This is a genomic window from Janthinobacterium woesei, from assembly GCF_051380875.1.
Taxonomy (GTDB): Bacteria; Pseudomonadota; Gammaproteobacteria; order Burkholderiales; family Burkholderiaceae_D; genus Janthinobacterium.
In genome coordinates this window covers 126,557-143,605 of record NZ_JBNYXW010000018.1, presented here as the reverse complement: position 1 = coordinate 143,605, position 17,049 = coordinate 126,557, and the positions used below count along the sequence as shown (strand labels likewise).

The 17,049-nt window shown below is 61.5% G+C and carries 17 protein-coding genes and 1 other RNA gene; 9 read left to right on the top strand and 9 right to left on the bottom strand.

All coding sequences use genetic code 11. The annotated features are described in order from the left end of the window. Positions 1-204: 204 nt before the first annotated feature. Positions 205-566, bottom strand: an RNA gene (gene rnpB / locus ACQ4W6_RS20830) — RNase P RNA component class A. Between the two features lie 198 nt (positions 567-764). On the opposite strand from rnpB, the gene ACQ4W6_RS20825 reads away from it, so the two are divergent. Then, positions 765-2,468, top strand: coding sequence for a thiamine pyrophosphate-binding protein (locus tag ACQ4W6_RS20825; RefSeq protein WP_436569078.1), 1,704 nt, complete (start codon positions 765-767; stop codon positions 2,466-2,468). A gap of 72 nt (positions 2,469-2,540) precedes the next feature. Here the strand turns inward: ACQ4W6_RS20825 and ACQ4W6_RS20820 are convergent, their stop codons facing one another. The 4 genes from ACQ4W6_RS20820 to ACQ4W6_RS20805 all read right to left on the bottom strand — a co-directional run bounded on the left by ACQ4W6_RS20820 (position 2,541) and on the right by ACQ4W6_RS20805 (position 6,003). Beyond that, positions 2,541-3,080 (bottom strand): hypothetical protein, encoded by a 540-nt coding sequence (locus ACQ4W6_RS20820; protein WP_436569077.1) that lies wholly within the window; start codon positions 3,078-3,080, stop codon positions 2,541-2,543. Between the two features lie 151 nt (positions 3,081-3,231). Continuing rightward, on the bottom strand, positions 3,232-4,317 hold the full coding sequence (locus tag ACQ4W6_RS20815; protein ID WP_436569076.1) for a porin: 1,086 nt from the start codon (positions 4,315-4,317) through the stop codon (positions 3,232-3,234). Positions 4,318-5,291: 974 nt separating this feature from the next. Then, positions 5,292-5,600: a nuclear transport factor 2 family protein gene (locus ACQ4W6_RS20810; protein ID WP_436569075.1), complete on the bottom strand. Its 309-nt coding sequence runs from the start codon at positions 5,598-5,600 to the stop codon at positions 5,292-5,294. A gap of 184 nt (positions 5,601-5,784) precedes the next feature. Then, a complete protein-coding gene (locus ACQ4W6_RS20805) occupies positions 5,785-6,003 on the bottom strand; it encodes a hypothetical protein (RefSeq protein WP_436569074.1) in 219 nt (72 codons plus the stop codon). Positions 6,004-6,056: 53 nt separating this feature from the next. Here ACQ4W6_RS20805 and ftsY point away from each other — a divergent pair, with 53 nt between their 5' ends. From ftsY to rpoH, 4 genes are all read left to right on the top strand, one after another. Then, a complete protein-coding gene (gene ftsY, locus ACQ4W6_RS20800; protein WP_436569073.1) occupies positions 6,057-7,121 on the top strand; it encodes a signal recognition particle-docking protein FtsY in 1,065 nt (354 codons plus the stop codon). 6 nt (positions 7,122-7,127) lie between these two features. After that, positions 7,128-7,871 carry a cell division ATP-binding protein FtsE gene (locus tag ACQ4W6_RS20795; RefSeq protein ID WP_436569072.1) on the top strand — a complete coding sequence of 248 codons (744 nt, stop codon included), beginning with the start codon at positions 7,128-7,130 and terminating at the stop codon, positions 7,869-7,871. Further along, positions 7,868-8,788, top strand: coding sequence for a permease-like cell division protein FtsX (gene ftsX, locus ACQ4W6_RS20790; protein ID WP_436569071.1), 921 nt, complete (start codon positions 7,868-7,870; stop codon positions 8,786-8,788). Before ACQ4W6_RS20795 ends, ftsX begins: the two co-directional genes overlap by 4 nt. A 496-nt stretch (positions 8,789-9,284) precedes the next feature. Further along, positions 9,285-10,178, top strand: a complete 894-nt coding sequence (gene rpoH, locus ACQ4W6_RS20785) for an RNA polymerase sigma factor RpoH (RefSeq protein WP_436569084.1) — start codon at positions 9,285-9,287, stop codon at positions 10,176-10,178. Positions 10,179-10,284: 106 nt separating this feature from the next. On the opposite strand, the gene ACQ4W6_RS20780 is transcribed toward rpoH, so the two are convergent. After that, on the bottom strand, positions 10,285-10,551 hold the full coding sequence (locus tag ACQ4W6_RS20780; protein WP_436569070.1) for a hypothetical protein: 267 nt from the start codon (positions 10,549-10,551) through the stop codon (positions 10,285-10,287). Positions 10,552-10,729: 178 nt separating this feature from the next. On the opposite strand from ACQ4W6_RS20780, the gene ACQ4W6_RS20775 reads away from it, so the two are divergent. Further along, a complete protein-coding gene (locus ACQ4W6_RS20775; protein WP_436569069.1) occupies positions 10,730-11,182 on the top strand; it encodes a hypothetical protein in 453 nt (150 codons plus the stop codon). Here ACQ4W6_RS20775 and ACQ4W6_RS20770 read toward each other — a convergent pair. Together ACQ4W6_RS20770 and ACQ4W6_RS20765 are read right to left on the bottom strand one after the other, a co-directional pair. Continuing rightward, complete coding sequence (locus ACQ4W6_RS20770; protein ID WP_436569068.1) at positions 11,179-11,526, bottom strand: antibiotic biosynthesis monooxygenase family protein; 348 nt, start codon at positions 11,524-11,526, stop codon at positions 11,179-11,181. The two genes, ACQ4W6_RS20775 and ACQ4W6_RS20770, sit on opposite strands and share 4 nt — an antisense overlap. After that, positions 11,523-12,695 (bottom strand): cytochrome P450, encoded by a 1,173-nt coding sequence (locus ACQ4W6_RS20765; protein WP_436569067.1) that lies wholly within the window; start codon positions 12,693-12,695, stop codon positions 11,523-11,525. The genes ACQ4W6_RS20770 and ACQ4W6_RS20765 overlap by 4 nt, the downstream gene beginning before the upstream one ends. Positions 12,696-12,771: 76 nt before the next feature. Between ACQ4W6_RS20765 and ACQ4W6_RS20760 the strand changes: the two genes are divergently transcribed. The 3 genes from ACQ4W6_RS20760 (at position 12,772) to ACQ4W6_RS20750 (ending at position 16,708) form a co-directional block, all read left to right on the top strand. Further along, complete coding sequence (locus ACQ4W6_RS20760; RefSeq protein ID WP_436569066.1) at positions 12,772-13,470, top strand: ArsR/SmtB family transcription factor; 699 nt, start codon at positions 12,772-12,774, stop codon at positions 13,468-13,470. Between the two features lie 173 nt (positions 13,471-13,643). Then, entirely contained in the window at positions 13,644-14,378 is a 735-nt protein-coding gene (locus tag ACQ4W6_RS20755) for an ABC transporter ATP-binding protein (RefSeq protein ID WP_436569065.1), read from the top strand. Further along, positions 14,375-16,708, top strand: a complete 2,334-nt coding sequence (locus tag ACQ4W6_RS20750) for a CPBP family intramembrane glutamic endopeptidase (RefSeq protein WP_436569064.1) — start codon at positions 14,375-14,377, stop codon at positions 16,706-16,708. The genes ACQ4W6_RS20755 and ACQ4W6_RS20750 overlap by 4 nt, the downstream gene beginning before the upstream one ends. Before the next feature lie 107 nt (positions 16,709-16,815). On the opposite strand, the gene ACQ4W6_RS20745 is transcribed toward ACQ4W6_RS20750, so the two are convergent. Next, complete coding sequence (locus ACQ4W6_RS20745) at positions 16,816-17,034, bottom strand: YqaE/Pmp3 family membrane protein (RefSeq protein WP_436569083.1); 219 nt, start codon at positions 17,032-17,034, stop codon at positions 16,816-16,818. Positions 17,035-17,049 lie beyond the last annotated feature (15 nt).

Sequence of the window (17,049 nt, the reverse complement as noted above, 5' to 3'; positions counted from 1 at the left end):
TGGTTAGCCTTCTGAATGACGAACGGCCCGATCGAAAATTCGACCGGGCCGTTAAGGCAAAACCACAGCGCTATGCTACTCGCGTTCTACGAAAACCTGCTTAAGTGAACGGCATTACCCCGTTGCAGGGGCTTTTTGGGCGGTGCGCGGTATGAAAACCGTCGCGGCCGATACACCCCCTGGCATGCCAGGGAGCAAAAATTCAAGTGAAGCAGGCCGGTAGGCCGGATTTTGTTACGGCGCCTTCCCTTGCAGGTCCGCGCTATGACAGTCATTCCTCTAGGCGCCAGATTACTCGGGCGCTCAAGCTTTCTACCCGCACGCTCCGCGAGCAGCATCATCGCGTGCCTATTTGAAATTGCACCAGGTGGAGGTTACCGCGTTTCACCGTAACTTAATACGCTCGTCTCTGTGGCCCTATTCCTCGCCTTATACTCCCCCGGTATACAAGTACACCGGGTCGGCTTTCAGCGGACGGCCGTTAACCGTCACCCCGCTCTATGGAGTCCGGACCTTCCTCCCGCCAGCGCATTGCTGCGCCAGCCAGCGACTGTCTGGCCTGCTTCACCCACCATTGTACCGCGCCGCAGCATGTTTCTGCAAAAGCGCGCCACTACCGTCCGCGGGATTGTGTAATTCGGTGTCGCCATTTCAAAAGCCGGGTCAAATCGGCTCACATAGAATGGCGCAAGCTGCGCATATATCCGGCGCACCTGCACCGCTTGCCCGATTTTGCTACCCAACTAGAATATAAAGAGCCGAACATGACGCAACAATCCCGTACCGGCGGCCAGATCCTGGTCGATGCCCTGCAGATCCACGGTGTCGAGACCGCCTTTGGCGTGCCTGGCGAAAGCTACCTCGATGTGCTCGACGCCCTGCACGATTCGGGCATCCGCTTCATCATCAACCGCCAGGAAGGCGGCGCCGCCTTCATGGCCGAAGCCTACGGCAAGCTAACCGGCAAGCCTGGCATCTGTTTCGTCACGCGCGGACCTGGCGCCACCAACGCCTCGATCGGCGTGCACACGGCCTACCAGGATTCGACGCCGATGATCCTGTTCATCGGCCAGGTGGGCAATGATTTTGTCGACCGCGAAGCGTTCCAGGAAATCGACTACCGCCGCATGTATGGCCAGATGGCCAAGTGGGTGGCGCAGATCGACCGCGCCGAACGCATCCCCGAATACCTGGCGCGTGCCTTCCAGGTAGCCACCAGCGGGCGTCCCGGCCCCGTCGTGCTGGCCTTGCCGGAAGATATGCTCATCTCGCTGGCAACGGTCGCCGATACGCGCGCCTACCAGAGCGTGCAAGCCGCACCGTCCGGGCCGCAACTGCAGCAGCTGCGCGCCATGCTGGCTGCCGCGAAGCAGCCGCTGGTATTGCTCGGCGGCACCACCTGGACGCCGCAAGCGTGCGCCGACTTGCAGCGCTTTGCTGAAATGAACCACTTGCCCGTCGCCTGCGCCTTCCGCTTCCAGGATTTGCTCGACAATGCCCACCCGAACTACATCGGCGATGTCGGCATCGGCATCAACCCGAAACTGGCCGCGCGCGTAAAAGATGCCGACCTGGTGATCGCCATCGGCCCACGCCTGGGCGAAATGACCACCGGCGGCTACACCCTGTTCGATGCGCCCGTGCCGCGCCAGCGCCTGGTGCACATCCACACGGATGCCGAGGAACTGGGTAGCGTCTACCAGGCTGAACTGATGATCAACAGCGGCATGCCGCAAGCCTGCGCCATGCTGGCCGCCATGGCGCCCGTCGATGCGTCTGCCTGGCAACACACGCCGGCCGCCGCCAGGGAGGAACTGGCCGCCTACCAGCAGCAGCCCCCCATCTTCCAGGATGGCCAGGCACCGCTGGACCTGTGGCAAGTAACGCAAGAGATCATGGCGCAAGTACCCTTTGATACCATCGTCACGAATGGCGCCGGCAACTACGCCTCCTGGGCGCACCGCTTCTACCGCTATGGCGGCATGCGCACCCAGCTGGCGCCGACCAACGGCGCCATGGGTTATGGCGTGCCATCCGGCGTGGCGGCGAAGATCGTGCACCCCGAGCGCACCGTGATCACCTTTGCCGGCGATGGCGAATACATGATGAATGGCCAGGAACTGGCAACGGCCGTGCAATACCAGGCGGGCGTGGTCATCATCGTCTTCAATAACCAGATGTTTGGCACCATCCGCATGCACCAGGAGCGCGATTACCCGGGCCGCGTCTCTGGCACCACCCTGCACAACCCGGATTTTGCGGCACTGGCGCAAGCCTATGGCGCGCATGGCGAAGTGGTGAATACGACGCAAGAGTTCGCTCCCGCCCTGCAGCGCGCGCTGGCGCACACCAGGGCGCATAACTTGCCAGCGCTGATTGAACTGCGCTATGACGGCAACCTGATCACGCCGAACGCCACGCTGGCCACCATCCGCGCGACGGCGGAAAAGGGCAAAGCGGCTAAATAAGCCCTTTTCAAGGCTGAAAATGGCAAAGGCCCGGTCGATACCGGGCCTTTGCCATATATAAGCGACAAAAATTCAGGCGGCGGGCAGCGGCGCGCTCTCTTCGGCTGGCGCTACTTCGGCTGGCGCTTCCGGCATCGGCGGGCATGGCGTGCAATTTTTCAAGGGACGGCCGAAATCGCGCACGCGGCTCAATTTCATCGGCATGCGCACGTTGCCGCCGCAGTAATCGCCTTCCAAGGTCAGGGTTTGCCCATCCCTGGAAAACTTGCCGACGATGGTGCGCTCTTCGCTGTCCGCGCCGGCGATGGTGAAATCGAAGGCGCCGGTGGCGGCGTCCAGGTTGACGTCGTTCGCCACGATAGGCCAGCTCAGGGCGCCAGCCGTGAATTCATAGATGACCGAATCGGCTTCGGCAAAGCGGTGCAGGGTAACGCGCTGGCCGCCGATCTCGCCGCTGTCCTTCTGCAGGCACAGGTCGGAGTAGACAGCCACGCCATAGCGCTCCAGGCCGGCAGGCTTCTTGCCCTTGGCGGCAATGGCGGCGCCGGTGGTACTTGCCAGCAACAGCGCGGCCAGCATGGCGGCCAGGCGCGGCGATTTCAATGAATACATGGCATTCCTTTACTTTAGTAACGGCAACATTATAACCGGCGCTGCACATGCAAAAACGCGCCGCCAGGACTAGCCTGGAGACGCGTTTTCTTGCTTGCCAGCATCCCCGAAGGGATGCCTGCAGCGGTACTAAGCTTCGCTTGCGCGAATATTAGAACGAGTGACGAACACCAACGTTGAACGCTTGGTCGCCCGAACCAACGTTGCCGTTGTTGCCAACGGTGTAACCAGCGTTGTTTTTGTTCGAGATTTTGGCGTACGAAGCGTAGGTGCTGGTGCGCTTCGACAGAGCGTAGGAGTAACCCACTGCGAATTGCGACGCGTCAGCGTTGAAGCTGGTTTTGTCGTTGGTACGGATGTACGAAGCCATCATCGTGCCAGCTGGACCGACTGGTACGGTTGCGCCGACCAGGATGTTGTTGCTGTCGGTGCTAGCAGCAGCCGTGGTGTAGTTGAAGACACTGTTGCCGAGACCAGCGTTGTTACGCACGGCGCTGTTGTTGCCTTTGTTCACGCCATATGCGACGTAAGCTTTAGCTACTGCGAAATCGTAGTTAGCTGCAGCCAACCAGTTGCTGCCGCTACCTTGTTCTGCAACGACGGTGCCGCTACGGACGTCGTTAGCGGTGTTGTTGTAGGCCAGGCGTGCATTCAGAGGACCGTTGGCGTAACCAACCGACGCGCCGATTTTACGGCCGATCTTGCTCGACAGTGCATCTTCGGAACCGGTGCTGTAAGCGATATCGCCGTCAAAACCGTTGAAGTTCGGCGAAGCGTACATCACGGTGTTGCTGGTGCGGGTGTTCGCTGGGAACAAGTTCTTAGCGGAACCAGCGTAGCCAACTGCGAATGGGTCAGCAACTTTCGACAGGGTGTTGTACCAAGGCGTGTATTGACGACCCAGGGTCAGGGTACCGGTGGTTTTGCTGCTCAGGCCAACGTAGGCTTGACGGTTGAACAGGCTACCTGCAACGTCTTGTTGACCGTTGTCAACGCTGAAGCCCGATTCCAGAAGGAACAGTGCCGACAGGCCGCTGCCCAGATCTTCGGTGCCTTTGAAGCCGATACGGGAAGCCGAAGCAATGCCGCTGTCGACTTTGTTGACGGTGCCGTCTTTGCCGCCGCGCTCGCTGACGAAACCAGCGTCAACGGTACCGTAGATGACGACGCTCGATTGAGCTTGGGCTACGCCAGTGGCTGCTGCCAGGACTGCCAGGGTGATCAGAGTTTTTTTCATTGCTATTTCCTTTAATTTTTGAAGCAAAAAGTAATACAGCCTATGCATCTCGAGCTGCGCTCTAGCAGAGCGCTTTTTATGAGTGAGGGCAAGGTCTCCACCTGCCACATTGCTGTTCCGGTCAGGGGAACATTCATATCGGTATCGGCACGCTATTGCACCGATAAGCTTGAAGGCTGCATAACGACCGTCTTTCGTGCGCCGGTTCGGTGCTCAAAAGGCACCGGAAGCGGCACTATAACGACCGTTTCACATTCCATCAAGTTCCGACAAGTTACTTCCGGTACCAGGCCGAGGGCTTTTTCAGGCATCCCGAGCATCGCCAACCGTACTACGCGACAGAGCCAATGCCCCTTGCCAACCAATGCATTGGCCTGATTGACCATTCCATCATAGCGCATGGCTTGTTGGCACCCGTTGTATTAGTGCAACAGTATCAGGCGCATGATTAAAACGTCAACATGCTTTAGCCATCATTTGCCGTCCACGATTTACGCGACAAAGCGCACAATTTGTAAGCTGATAATGGATAAACGGGGAGAAGCATACACGGCCTCGCCAATGTTTGCTGCGCAGCGCCCAAAAACGGGGAATACTGCGCGCTATTTTGGTGCATTGCCGCATTATTCAGGGGCGTAGGCGACAATTTCGACGTCATCTGAAATGACGAAAAAATAGGCAGAGTGACAATGGAATTACTGACTTTCCGGTAATTTAAATTGCTCACATATACATGTTTTGCATGTCTGCCGATTCCGGCGATGGGTGTCAAAGTGAAAACGATGAGGACGACTATTGCTTGCAAATTGCGCATCAGTTGAAACAATTTCTTACAATGTTGCCTTCTCAATATTTACATATATTTGTGCCATAAAAGCGACACATTGATCAGAGTCAAGTTTTTTTCTGATCAATTTCGCAGTATTTACTTTTTCTTTTGCCAATTTTTTGCTTAAAAGCATCAAAAACTTGCGCTAGTGACGGCTTGCACGCTTGAGCAAGCGCATGAAACCGCCCAGCAAGGGCAGTTTTTCATACAATTCCTCGGCCGCATCCCAGTAATCGCGGTGCCATACCACCCGTCCCTGCGCATCGAAGCGTACATGCGTGGCGCCACGAATACATTGTTCACCCGCTACCAGGCGTTTCATGCGGAAGCGAAATTCCCAAGCCAGGAATGCTTGCGTTCCCTGCCCCATGCTGTCGAGCACGATAAAACGGGGCGCATCGACTTGCACGAACATGTGCGCGAAGATGGCCTGGATGGCGGCATGGCCAACCACTTCATTGAACGGGTCCTTGAATGGGCGTCGGGCGCATGCGCGATTCTCCCTGTGCCGGCTATCGCTATATATATATTGTAGGCGCGCATATTGTAGGCGCGCGCCACAGCGGCGGCGGCGCCAGCAGTACGGCGCAGATCAACGCCAGCTCCAGGCTGCTGCGCAGCGCATAAAACGGCGCTACCTATAAATAGATGGGCAGCTCCAGCATGGCCAGCGGCACTCCGAACAGGCCATGGCGGAACAAGGCGGGCAAGTTCAGCGTCAGGCAGTTGCCCTGCAAATGCTGCAGGCACCGTAGAACTGCGACAACTGCGGCGATCTCCGTCGATAGCCGCGCAATGTTGCCAATCGAACAGTAAAACATGAAGCGCCGGGCACGCTCTGGTAGAATAGCTGGCATCAACAGTGTCCGGCGCCGCCGGGCCTAAGGTCAGCACCCGCCACCACACATCCATGTTTAGTTTCTTCAAGAAAAAACCCGTCGCCCCTGAAGCCGTGCCTGTCAGTGTCGAAGTTGCCCCCCCTCCCGCCGCCATCACGCCGCCTGCCGCACCGTCCGCTACGCCCCTGAGCGGCGCGCCAGCCGAACTCGTACCCGTGATCGTGGCCGCCGAACCCGAGAAAAAATCGTGGATGATGCGCCTGAAGGCGGGCCTGTCGAAAACCTCGAATACTTTATCCGTGCTGTTCGTCGGCGCGAAGATCGACGACGACCTGTACGAAGAGCTGGAAGCGGCGCTGCTGATGTCCGACGCCGGCATCGACGCCACCGACTACCTGCTCACGGAATTGAAGAAAAAGGTCAAGGAAGACAAGCTACTCGATGCCGCTGCCGTCAAGGCCGCCCTGAAAGTGCTGCTGATCGACCTGCTCTCGCCGCTGGAAAAACGCTACGAGCTGGGCCGCCACAAGCCGCTGGTGATGATGATTTCCGGCGTGAATGGCGCCGGCAAGACCACCACCATCGGCAAGCTGGCCAAGCACATGCAGTCGAATCACCAGTCCGTCTTGCTCGCTGCGGGCGACACCTTCCGCGCCGCCGCGCGCGAGCAGCTGATGGTGTGGGGCGAGCGCAACAACGTGACCGTGATTTCGCAGGAATCGGGCGACCCGGCCGCCGTGGCTTACGACGCGGTGCAATCGGCCAAGGCGCGCGGTATCGACGTGGTGATGGTCGACACGGCCGGCCGCCTGCCGACGCAGCTGCACCTGATGGAAGAATTGAAGAAAATCAAGCGCGTGATCGGCAAGGGCATGGATGGCGCGCCGCATGAAACCTTGCTCGTCATCGACGGCAACACGGGCCAGAACGCCTTGTCGCAAGTAAAAGCTTTTGACGATGCCCTGCAGCTGAGCGGCCTGGTGATCACCAAACTGGACGGCACCGCCAAGGGCGGCGTGCTGGCGGCAATCGCCCGCGTGCGCCCGGTGCCCGTGTATTTCATCGGCATCGGTGAAAAAATTGAAGACTTGCAGCCTTTCGTGGCTGCCGAATTTGTCGAAGCGCTGCTCGGATAAGCCTACATGATTGAATTTCAGCACGTCAGCAAGCAATACGCCTCCGACGCAGTGGCACTCAGCGACATTTCGCTCAATATTGCCAAAGGCGAGCTGGTTTTTTTGGCGGGGCCGTCCGGCGCCGGCAAGTCCACCCTGCTGAAGATGATTGCCGCCATGGAACGCCCTTCTTCGGGCAAGCTGATCGTCAATGGCCAGGACATGGCCAAGATCAAGCCGGCCGGCGTGCCCTTTCTGCGCCGCAACATGGGCCTGATCTTCCAGCAGCAAAAACTGCTCAACGACCGCTCCATCCTGGCCAATGTCATGCTGCCGCTGCTGGTGGTGGGCGCCCACAAGGTGGCCGCCGAGCAACGCGCACGCGCCGCGCTCGATAAAGTCGGCCTGCTCGACCGCGCCATGGCGCGTCCGCTGTCGCTGTCGGGCGGGGAGCAGCAGCGCGTCTCCATCGCGCGCGCCATCGTCAACCGGCCGCAAATCATCCTGGCCGACGAACCGACGGCCAACCTGGACCGCGCCAGCGCCAACAAGGTGCTCGACGCCCTGAAAGCGTTTCACTCCGTGGGCGTGACTTGCCTCATTTCCAGCCATGACGAACAAATGCTCGACGCCGCCGCCCGCGTGATCCACCTGGAAAACGGCCAGCTGGTGGCCATCGACAAGGCCACGCAGGCACCCGTCTTCGCCGCGCCCGACCCGGACTTTTCGCCGACGCCGGGCCAGGATGATGCAGAAGGGGAACGCACATGAGAGGCTGGTTCCGCCAACACCGCTTCGCGCTGGGTTCGGCGCTGATTCATCTGCGCAAGTCGCCGGGCGGCTTCTTGCTGAACGTGTTCGTCGTCGCCATCGCCCTGTCGCTGCCGTTTGCCGGCTTGACCATGCTCGACAATGTGCGCCCCATGTCCGAGCAGATGTCGGTCGATCCGGAAATCAGCATTTTCCTGAAAATCGATACGCCGCGCGAGCAAGCCGTGGCCCTGGCCGGCGAGATGCGCAAGATCGTGCGCGACCAGAAGGCCAAGATCGTCTTCATCCCGCGCGAACAGGCGCTCGATACGCTGAAAAACAAGAGCGGCCTGGCCGACGTGCTGAGCACCCTGGGTGACAATCCCTTGCCCGACAGCTATGTGCTGAAACTGGATGCTTTCCATAGCGCCAGCGAAGCGCAAGATGTCGATGCAGTGGCCGAACAGTTGCGCCACCTGCCCGGCGTGGAATCGGCGCAAGTCGATTCGGCCTGGGTCAAGCGCCTGGCGGCCTTGCTGGGCGTGCTGCGCCTGGTGCTGTTACTGCTGGCCATTACCTTGGGCGTGGCCGTGATTGCCGTGGTCTTCAATACCATCCGTTTGCAAGTGATGCAGCAGCGCGATGAAATCAGCATCTCGAAATTGATCGGTGCGACGGACACCTTCATCCACCGCCCCTTCTATTACACGGGCGCCCTGCTGGGCCTGTGCGCGGGTGCGCTGGCGCTCGGTGGCGTGGCGCTGGCCTTGCAACCGCTGAACACGGCAATTGCCGAGTTTGCCCGCCTGTACGCGTCCGAATTCCAGCTAGTGCCGCTGGCCCCGCTGCCGATGGCCGGCTTGCTGGCCCTCAGCGCCGGCCTGGGCCTGATCGGCGCCTTCCTCTGCGTGCAGCGCCACCTGGCGCGCCTGAACTGAACTTTCCCATGGCGGCGCCGCTGGTGCCGCCGTGCGTCATCTCTTCCCTTGTTGCTTACTATTCGCCCATGCTGTGGTTATCTTGATATTTAGCAAGTATTCTTAAGGCTCGCTTCAGCTTGCCCCCGTAGACTATGCCTGTTGTCGTAGAGAAGGCACGTGCAGCCCTTTCGCGCAGAGCCAGACAGGCGCACACTATAACGGCCATGCGCCCTGGCGGCGCGTTCTAGATAAAGCATCAAGTATTACATTGCCATAGTATTTAGGCTATCAGAGCGATTAAATGTGCCGATTGGCACTCTAAAGCAGAGAGTGCTAATATAGGGACATCCCAAGCAGAAACACCATGAGTACCCGATGTAGATGGTGCCGCGAGCTGCAAAGTGCAAGACCGAATACGCAAGACAATCTACGCAAGTACAAGCATAAAACTGGGCCATGTCGTGTGACGTGGCCCACTGGAACACAGCAAGACTATGAGGGAGAAAACATGACTATGATGTCCGCACCGTCCGCATTGGTTCCGACCAAAAATAACGCGCTGGGCCTCGGCTTCACTGGCAATCTGGGCAATATCGACGCCTACATCTCAGCCGTGAACCGCCTGCCCATGTTGACCCACGCCGAAGAAATTTCGCTGGCGACACGCCTGCGCGAAAAGAATGACCTGGCCGCCGCGCAAGAGCTGGTGCTGTCGCACCTGCGCCTGGTGGTCTCGATTGCCCGCGGCTATCTGGGCTATGGCTTGCCGCACGCCGACTTGATTCAAGAAGGCAATATCGGCTTGATGAAAGCTGTGAAACGTTTCGATCCGGACCAGGGCGTGCGCCTGGTGTCGTACGCCATGCACTGGGTGAAAGCCGAGATGCATGAGTACATCCTGAAAAACTGGCGCCTGGTCAAAGTGGCGACGACGAAGGCGCAGCGCAAGCTGTTCTTCAACCTGCGCAGCCACAAGACGGGCCTGGACGCGATGACGCCGAAGCAAATCGATGCGCTGGCCAAGCTGCTCGATGTGAAGCGCGAAGAAGTGATCGAGATGGAAACGCGCCTGAGCGGCCGCGACATCGCCCTGGAATCGCCGACCGACGATGAAGACGACAGGTTTTCGCCGATCGCCTACCTGTCGTCGGAGCAAAGCGAACCGACCAAGGTGCTCGAAGCGCAACAGGTAACGCGTTTGCAATCGGTGGGCCTGGAAACCGCCCTGGGCAAGCTGGACGCCCGTTCGCGCCGCATCATCGAAGCACGCTGGCTGGCCAACGACGACGGTTCCGGCGCCACCCTGCACGCACTGGCAGAAGAGTTTGGCGTCTCGGCCGAACGCATCCGCCAGGTCGAAGTGGCGGCGTTGAAAAAAATGAAGGGCGCCCTGGCGGCCTTCGTGTAAGAAAAAAGTGAAGCCGTAGTAAAAAGGCGCCGCAAGGCGCCTTTTAGTTTTGTACTTTGATGATTGTGAACTTTAACAATGTTGAACAGATAAACATTGTCGGACGTTAAGCTGCAGCCAGACCCTTGGTGATCAGCTCAGCGACCAATTCATTCAGATCCGCATCGCGTTCCTTGGCCAGACTCTGCAATTGCAAGACCAGATCGCTGTTCAGCTTGACGGCGAATGGCACCAGGCCCAGCGCCTGATCGCGCTTGCGCTGCTCGCGGCGGTCGACGACCACCGCTTCCTTACCGAATGCACCGGCGCCGGGAACATTCATCTTTCCCATCAGTTTCTTGGCATCGCTTTTCGCCAGGGCAGTTTTTTTCATGGTTGTTTCCTGATTTTCAAAACAGCCATTTTACGCAGTAATCGGTGCGCCGCGTGGCCGGCGCATCAATTCATCCGCAGCACGCCAATGGCGCGCCGGGAAAAATATCATTTTGATACCATCATTTCATCTCACGCGTGGACGCCACGCCGAGGACGCTCCATCTGAAAGGAAAAGCATGCATTACCTATCTCACTCGTATCGTCGCTTCTTGTTAGCCTTGCTCATCGCCTGCCTGGCCGTGCTAGCCGGCTGCGGCGCAGCGGCCAGCGCCGGCGACGCGGAAAACACGCCGCGCAGCCTCACCCACGTACTCTCGCCGGGCCAGCAAGTGGCCATCACGGCCACCGACACCTTGAAACTGGAACGCGTCAACGACAGCCGCTGCCGCAAAGGCGCCGTCTGCGTGTGGAAAGGTTACGTCAGCTACAGTTTCAGCCTGCTCAACAAGGCGGGCGCGACTGATATCGTGCTGTCCGATTCCATGCCCGGCGGCGCCAGTTCCGTCAGCGTCAACCACCTGACCTTTACCCTGCTCGACGTCGACCCGGCCACGCCGCCGGCCCTGCATGCGGTCGAGCCCAGCTACCGGGTCAAGGTCAAGATCACGCAAGGCGCGCTGCCTCGCTAAGCACCATGGCGCCGTTGGCTGTCGGATGGCGCCTGTTGCCTTTCGGCCATGCCGTAATCGCGCACCACCGTGGCGATGCGCAAGCGGTAATCGTCAAACACGCCGTGCCGGCCCACCGACTGCGCCGCGCGGTGTGCCTCGAGCTGCCGCCACTGCGCCAGCGCCGCTTCATCGCGGAAAAACGATAGCGACAACAGCTTGCCCGGTTCGCTCAGACTGCCGAAGCGCTCGATGGAAATGAAGCCATCGACTTCATCGAGCAAGGGCCGCAACGCGGCCGCCAGGTCGAGGTATTCCTGGCGGCCATGCTCGCTGGGCCAGACTTCAAAAATCACGGCGATCATGACCTTGCTCCCTGGCTAAAAATGGGAATGCGCGCATTCAGCGACGGCCGATACGTCCATGCCAGCGGCAAACCTTCCAGCCCATCGGCCCACGCCTGCATGCAGGCTGCGGCGATGGCGTGCGCGATGGACTGGCCCGGACATCCATGACGCCCATGACCAAAGCCCGGTGTCGCCAGCATGGGGGAACCGGGCCGCTGCAGCACGTCAGGCTCTGCATGCGCACCCGCATCGTGACAGGCGCTGGCCAGCACGACGACGATCATCTGTCCGGCGGCCACCCGCACGCCGTCAATGTCCACGTCTTCCGCCGTGTAGCGGCGCGTGTTGTGGATCGCTGGATCGTGCCGGCTGACCTCGCGCAGGATGGCTGGCCACGACTGTGGCGCGGCGCGCATTTGCGCGTGCAATGCCGGCTGCGTGCGCAGGGCCACGATGGCATTGCCGAGCATGCCGGCCGTCGCTTCGCACGTCTGCGACAGCAAACCCACCAGGTTGGCCAGCAAGCTGCCCGCGGCATGCCAGCCCGGCGCTTCCGCCTCTGTCACGATAGCGGCCAGCAAGCTGCCGGGCAACGCATCCACCTCGCGCAGCAAGCGGCTAAAACCTTGCAGCAAGGCGTCGGCCGCTTCCTGCGCGCCGGCCAGCTGGGCGACATTGCTCAGCGGCGACAGGCAGGCAACGAAATCGCGCGTCCGGGCCGCCAGCGCCGGCCATTGTGCTGGCGCAAAGCCCAGCAAGTCCGCCATGGCAAACAGGGGGAGCTGGAACAGTGCGTCGTTCAATTGCGCGGCGCTGGCGGGCACGTGATCGCTGGCCATCTGCAATGTCTGCGCTTGCAGGCGCGCCAGGTCCACCTGGCCCAGCGCCTGCGCCAGCACCTGTTTCGGCACGGCATGCCGTTCGCCGTCATTCATGCGCACCAGTTCCATAAAAATTGCACCGCACGGCGTGCCCGCCAGAGTATCCGGCACAGGCTGGCTGACCGGGCGCACGCGGCAATCCGGATGTTCCAGCACGGCGCGCACGCCGGCCATACCCGTCGCCAGCCAGCAATCGAGCTGCGCATCAAAACGCAGCGGCGGACCTTCCGCCAGGCGGCGATAGTAAGCATAAGGCGCCGCGTGGGTGACGGCGGCGAGCGGGTGGGCGGGATCGGCGAGGGGCATGCGGCTTCCATTGCAGTGATGAAGGGAGGCGAGTATGCTGGCCCTTCCACCACAACACTTCGCCCAAGAACGAATCATGGATGACAGCCATCAACATCGCACGGCCGATATGGGACTGGCACAACTGGCCGGCGCCATCGCCGAACCGGCCCGCGCGCGCATGCTGTGCAGCCTGCTCGATGGCCACGCGCGCACGGCCACTGAATTGGCGGCGCTGGCCGACGTGGGCGCCTCGACGGCCAGCGCGCATTTGTCCCGCCTGCGCGAGGACGGCTTGCTGACTATGCTTGCGCAAGGCAAGCACCGCTATTTCCGCCTGGCCAGCGCCGAGGTGGGCCAGGCGCTCGAAGCACTGCTGGTGGTGGCCGGCGTAACCCGGCAGCCGTTCTCTCCCACCACGCCGGACCGCCTGCGCCACGCCCGCACCTGCTACGACCACATGGCCGGCACGGTGGCCGTCGCCTTGCACGACCAGTTGCATGCGCAAGGCTGGCTGCTGGACGATGGCGACGATTACCAGCTGTCGGCAGCGGGAGCGGCTGGCATGGCAGCCTTGGGCATCGATGTGCCGCAATTGCAGCGCCAGCGCCGCCGCTTTGCCTGTGCCTGCCTGGACTGGAGTGAACGGCGCGCCCACCTGGGCGGCGCGCTAGGCGCGGCCATCCTGCAGCTGGCCTTGCGCCAGCGCTGGGCCGAACGCGAGCTCGACAGCCGCGCCCTGTGCATCACGCCCGCTGGCGAACGGCGCCTGCTGGCCGCATTCGGCGGCCGCTGAACGGTACTGCCAGGCGGCACGCAGCATGGACGCTCCTACAGGTGCCAAGGTTTTGTATCTCTGAAGCAACCAAAGAGAAAAACCATGGGCGTGATGCTGCGCCATTAAGAACCTGGGGTCCGGGTATCGGTATCAGGCTATCATCTCGCAAGCTATTTATTTTTTCGGGATGCATGATGATTGCCTTCGAAGGTTTATCCAAACAATACGGCAGCTTCGAGGCCGTCAAACCGCTCACCTTGCAGGTGGGCAAAGGCGAAGTCTTCGGCTTCCTGGGGCCAAATGGCGCTGGCAAGACCACCACCATCCGCATGCTGATGGGCATCCTGGTCCCCAGCAGCGGCTGCGTGCTGATCGATGGCCTCGATTGCCACCGCGACGGCGCCGCCGTCAAGCGCAAGGTCGGCTATCTGCCCGACAACCCCATCTTTTACGATTATTTGCGGGGCCGCGAAATCCTGCAATTCGTTGCCGAAATGCATGGCTATTCGCGCGCGGAAGCGGCCGCCCGCACGACGCGGCTGTTGACGCAGTTCGGCCTGGACGAGGCCAGCGAAGATTTCGCCGTGAATTACTCTCTGGGCATGAAGAAAAAGCTGGGCCTGGCCTGCGCGCTGATCCACGAGCCGGCCGTGCTGATTTTAGATGAGCCGATCAACGGCCTCGACCCGCGCGCCTCGCGCGACGTGCAGGAACGCTTGCTGCGCATCGCCGCAGCCGGCACCACCATTTTTGTCTCTACGCATTTGCTCGACATGGCGCAAAAGCTGTGCAGCCGGGTCGCCATCATCCACCGGGGCGCCCTGGTGGCGACGGGCAGCCTGGACGATATCCGCCAGCAACTGTCCAGCGACGGCAGCCTGGAAGACATCTTCCTGCAACTCACTGACGAAACGGCCGCCGCGTGACGCCGGCGCCGCCCACCTCCTGGCGCGCCGTCTGGCTGCTGACCCGCTTGCGCCTGCAGCGCCTCGTCAACGTCAGCGGCAGGGGGCTGGCGTTCAAGCGCAGCAGCAAGAGCCGCCCCGCCACACCGGGCAAGAAACGGGGACGCTGGCTGCTGGGCGCACTGCTGCTTGCGCCCATGCTATTTTCCTTCGGCAATATCGCCCGCCATAGCCTGTTGAACATGCATTGCCTGCTCGACCAGGTAGCTGCCTGCCAGGCGCAAGGCAGCATGCAGACGGAAAGCCAGTTGCTCGATCCCGTCATCGCCCAGCTGATGGCCAGCCCCTTCAGCGCGGCGCTGGTCGGCGGCCTGGCCCTGCAGCTGGCGCTGCTGTGGCTGGTCAGCGTCTTGCTGCCGCTGGGCATGGGCGAATTATCCAAGCCCGATTGGGACCTGGAATGGCTGGTGACGTTGCCGGTCGAAAAAGGCACCCTGCTGTGGGCCCGCGTGCTCGAACGCACGCTCGTCAATCCGGCCGGCCTGATCGCCTTGTGGCCCAGCACCACCATGATCGCCTGGTATTCCGGCCAGGGCTGGCTAGCGCCCTTGTCTGGGCTGGCGGCCAGCCTGGTCTTGCTGGCCCTGGCCGCCATGCTGCGCACCCTGGTCGACACGGGCTTGCGCCTGTCGCTCAGTGCCGCCCAGCTGGGCAACCTGCAGGCGCTGCTGTCGGTGGCAAGCCTGTTTCCCATGTACATGGGCATGTCCTTCGGCATGGGCACGGGCGGCTTTGCCTATGGCTGGGCAGCAGCCATGCCCACCTGGAGCAGCTGGACGCCGCCTGGCCTGCTGGTGCGCCTGCTCAATACCGATAGCGTGATGGCCGCCTTGCTGCCAGCGGCCCTGCTGCTGGCGCAAGTGCTGTTGTTGATGCTTCTGGGCATGGCCATTCTGCGGCGCCAGCTGCGCTGCGGCGTGGTGGGCGCGGGCCAGCGCGAAGCCAGCCGCAAGAGCGCGCCTGCGGCCTCGCCTGCCAGCGCGCGCCGCTGGCACATCGGCACGGTGATCCAGCGCCGCGAACTGACCTTGCTTTTGCGCGATCGCAATTTTCTGGTGCAAACCTTGCTGATGCCGCTGCTGATCCTCGGCGGCCAGGCCCTGTTTACGGGCCAGGCGCGCGACGTGCACGCACTGCTGGCCAGTCCCGCCCTGCTGGCGGCGACGGGCTTTTTCCTCGGCACCTATGTGCTGATGATGTCGGCCTTCCAGACCTTGAACAAGGAGGGCGGCGCGCTGTGGCTGCTGTACACGTTTCCCGTCTCCGTCGAGCAGGCGCTGCGGCAAAAGGCCCAGCTGTGGGCCGTGCTGGCCCTGCTCTACCCGGTAGTCCTGTTTGGCGCGGCGCTGGCCTGGCTGCCCGCATGGCAGTGGCAGACGGCGGGCCTGATGCTGCTGGCCCTGGCCGGCATTCCCCTGTACTCGATGATCGCCGTGGCGCTGGGCGTGTTTGCCAGCGATCCGCTGGCCACCGAGACGACGGCAAAAATGCGCCCCACCTATATGTACCTGTATCTGCTGTTGACCAGCCTGTACATTGCCGCCCTGGCCGCCGGCAGCCTGGCACAGCAGCTGGTGTTCGTCGTGCTGACAGCGGCGCTGGCCGTGGCCCTGTGGCAAAAGGCGCGCGATCAAGTACCCTACTTGCTCGATCCGGCCGCCTCGCCGCCGGCCAGGGTCTCGGCGTCGGATGGCCTGATCGCCGCCATGCTGTTTTTTATCCTGCAAACCCTGGCCTTGATCCTGCTCAAAGGCCAGCTGGCTGCGCCGCTGGCGCAAGTGGCCGTCGCCTTTGGCAGTGCCGGCGCGCTCACGTATGGGCTGGTGCGCCTGGTCTACTGGCGCAGCAAGACGGCCGGCGTGCCGCGCATCGGCCACGGCAGCCACGCGTGGCGCTGGGGTGCAGCGGGCGCTGCCGTGGCGGCCCTCTTCGGCATCGGCTACACGGCCCTGCTGCCACTGCCAGCAGCGTCGCCATTGATCGGCATCAAGGGGAACGGGCTGTGGCTGCTGGGCTTGACGGTGCTGGCCGCACCCCTGTGCGAGGAATTCATCTTCCGCGGCTTGCTCCAGGGTGGCTTGCGCCGTTCGCTGCCCGCCTGGCCAGCGATCGCCATCGCCGCCGCCCTGTTTGCCATCGTGCACCCGCCCGCTTCCATGCTGCCCGTCTTCGTGCTGGGCCTGTGCGCGGGGCTTGCGTATGCGCGCAGCGGCGCGCTGCTGGCGCCCATGCTGGTACACGCCGGCTATAACGCGGCAGTGCTGGCTTGCCAAATCGCCATTCAATCATGAAGAAATATGGCCATCCCGCCGGTATTTCACAAAAAAGCCCGCACGATTGCTCGTGCGGGCTTTAGCGCAAGGATTCCTGGCGCCCGGCGAATGTAGATCAACCGACCTTAGATCAACCGGCTACGCCTGCGCATGTAGCTGCGGCTTAACGCACCCTCCAGTTCCTGCTCCGTTTTATGCTGGTTCACCGTGTACAGGGCCCACAGGGCCGCCGGCACCCAGCCGATCACAGTGCACTGCATGATCAAGGCGGCGGCACCGGCCAGCGGGCGCGCCAGCATGAAAAACGTGAGACATGGAAATAGCACGGCTATCAGCAATCGCATCACGACATACTCTCC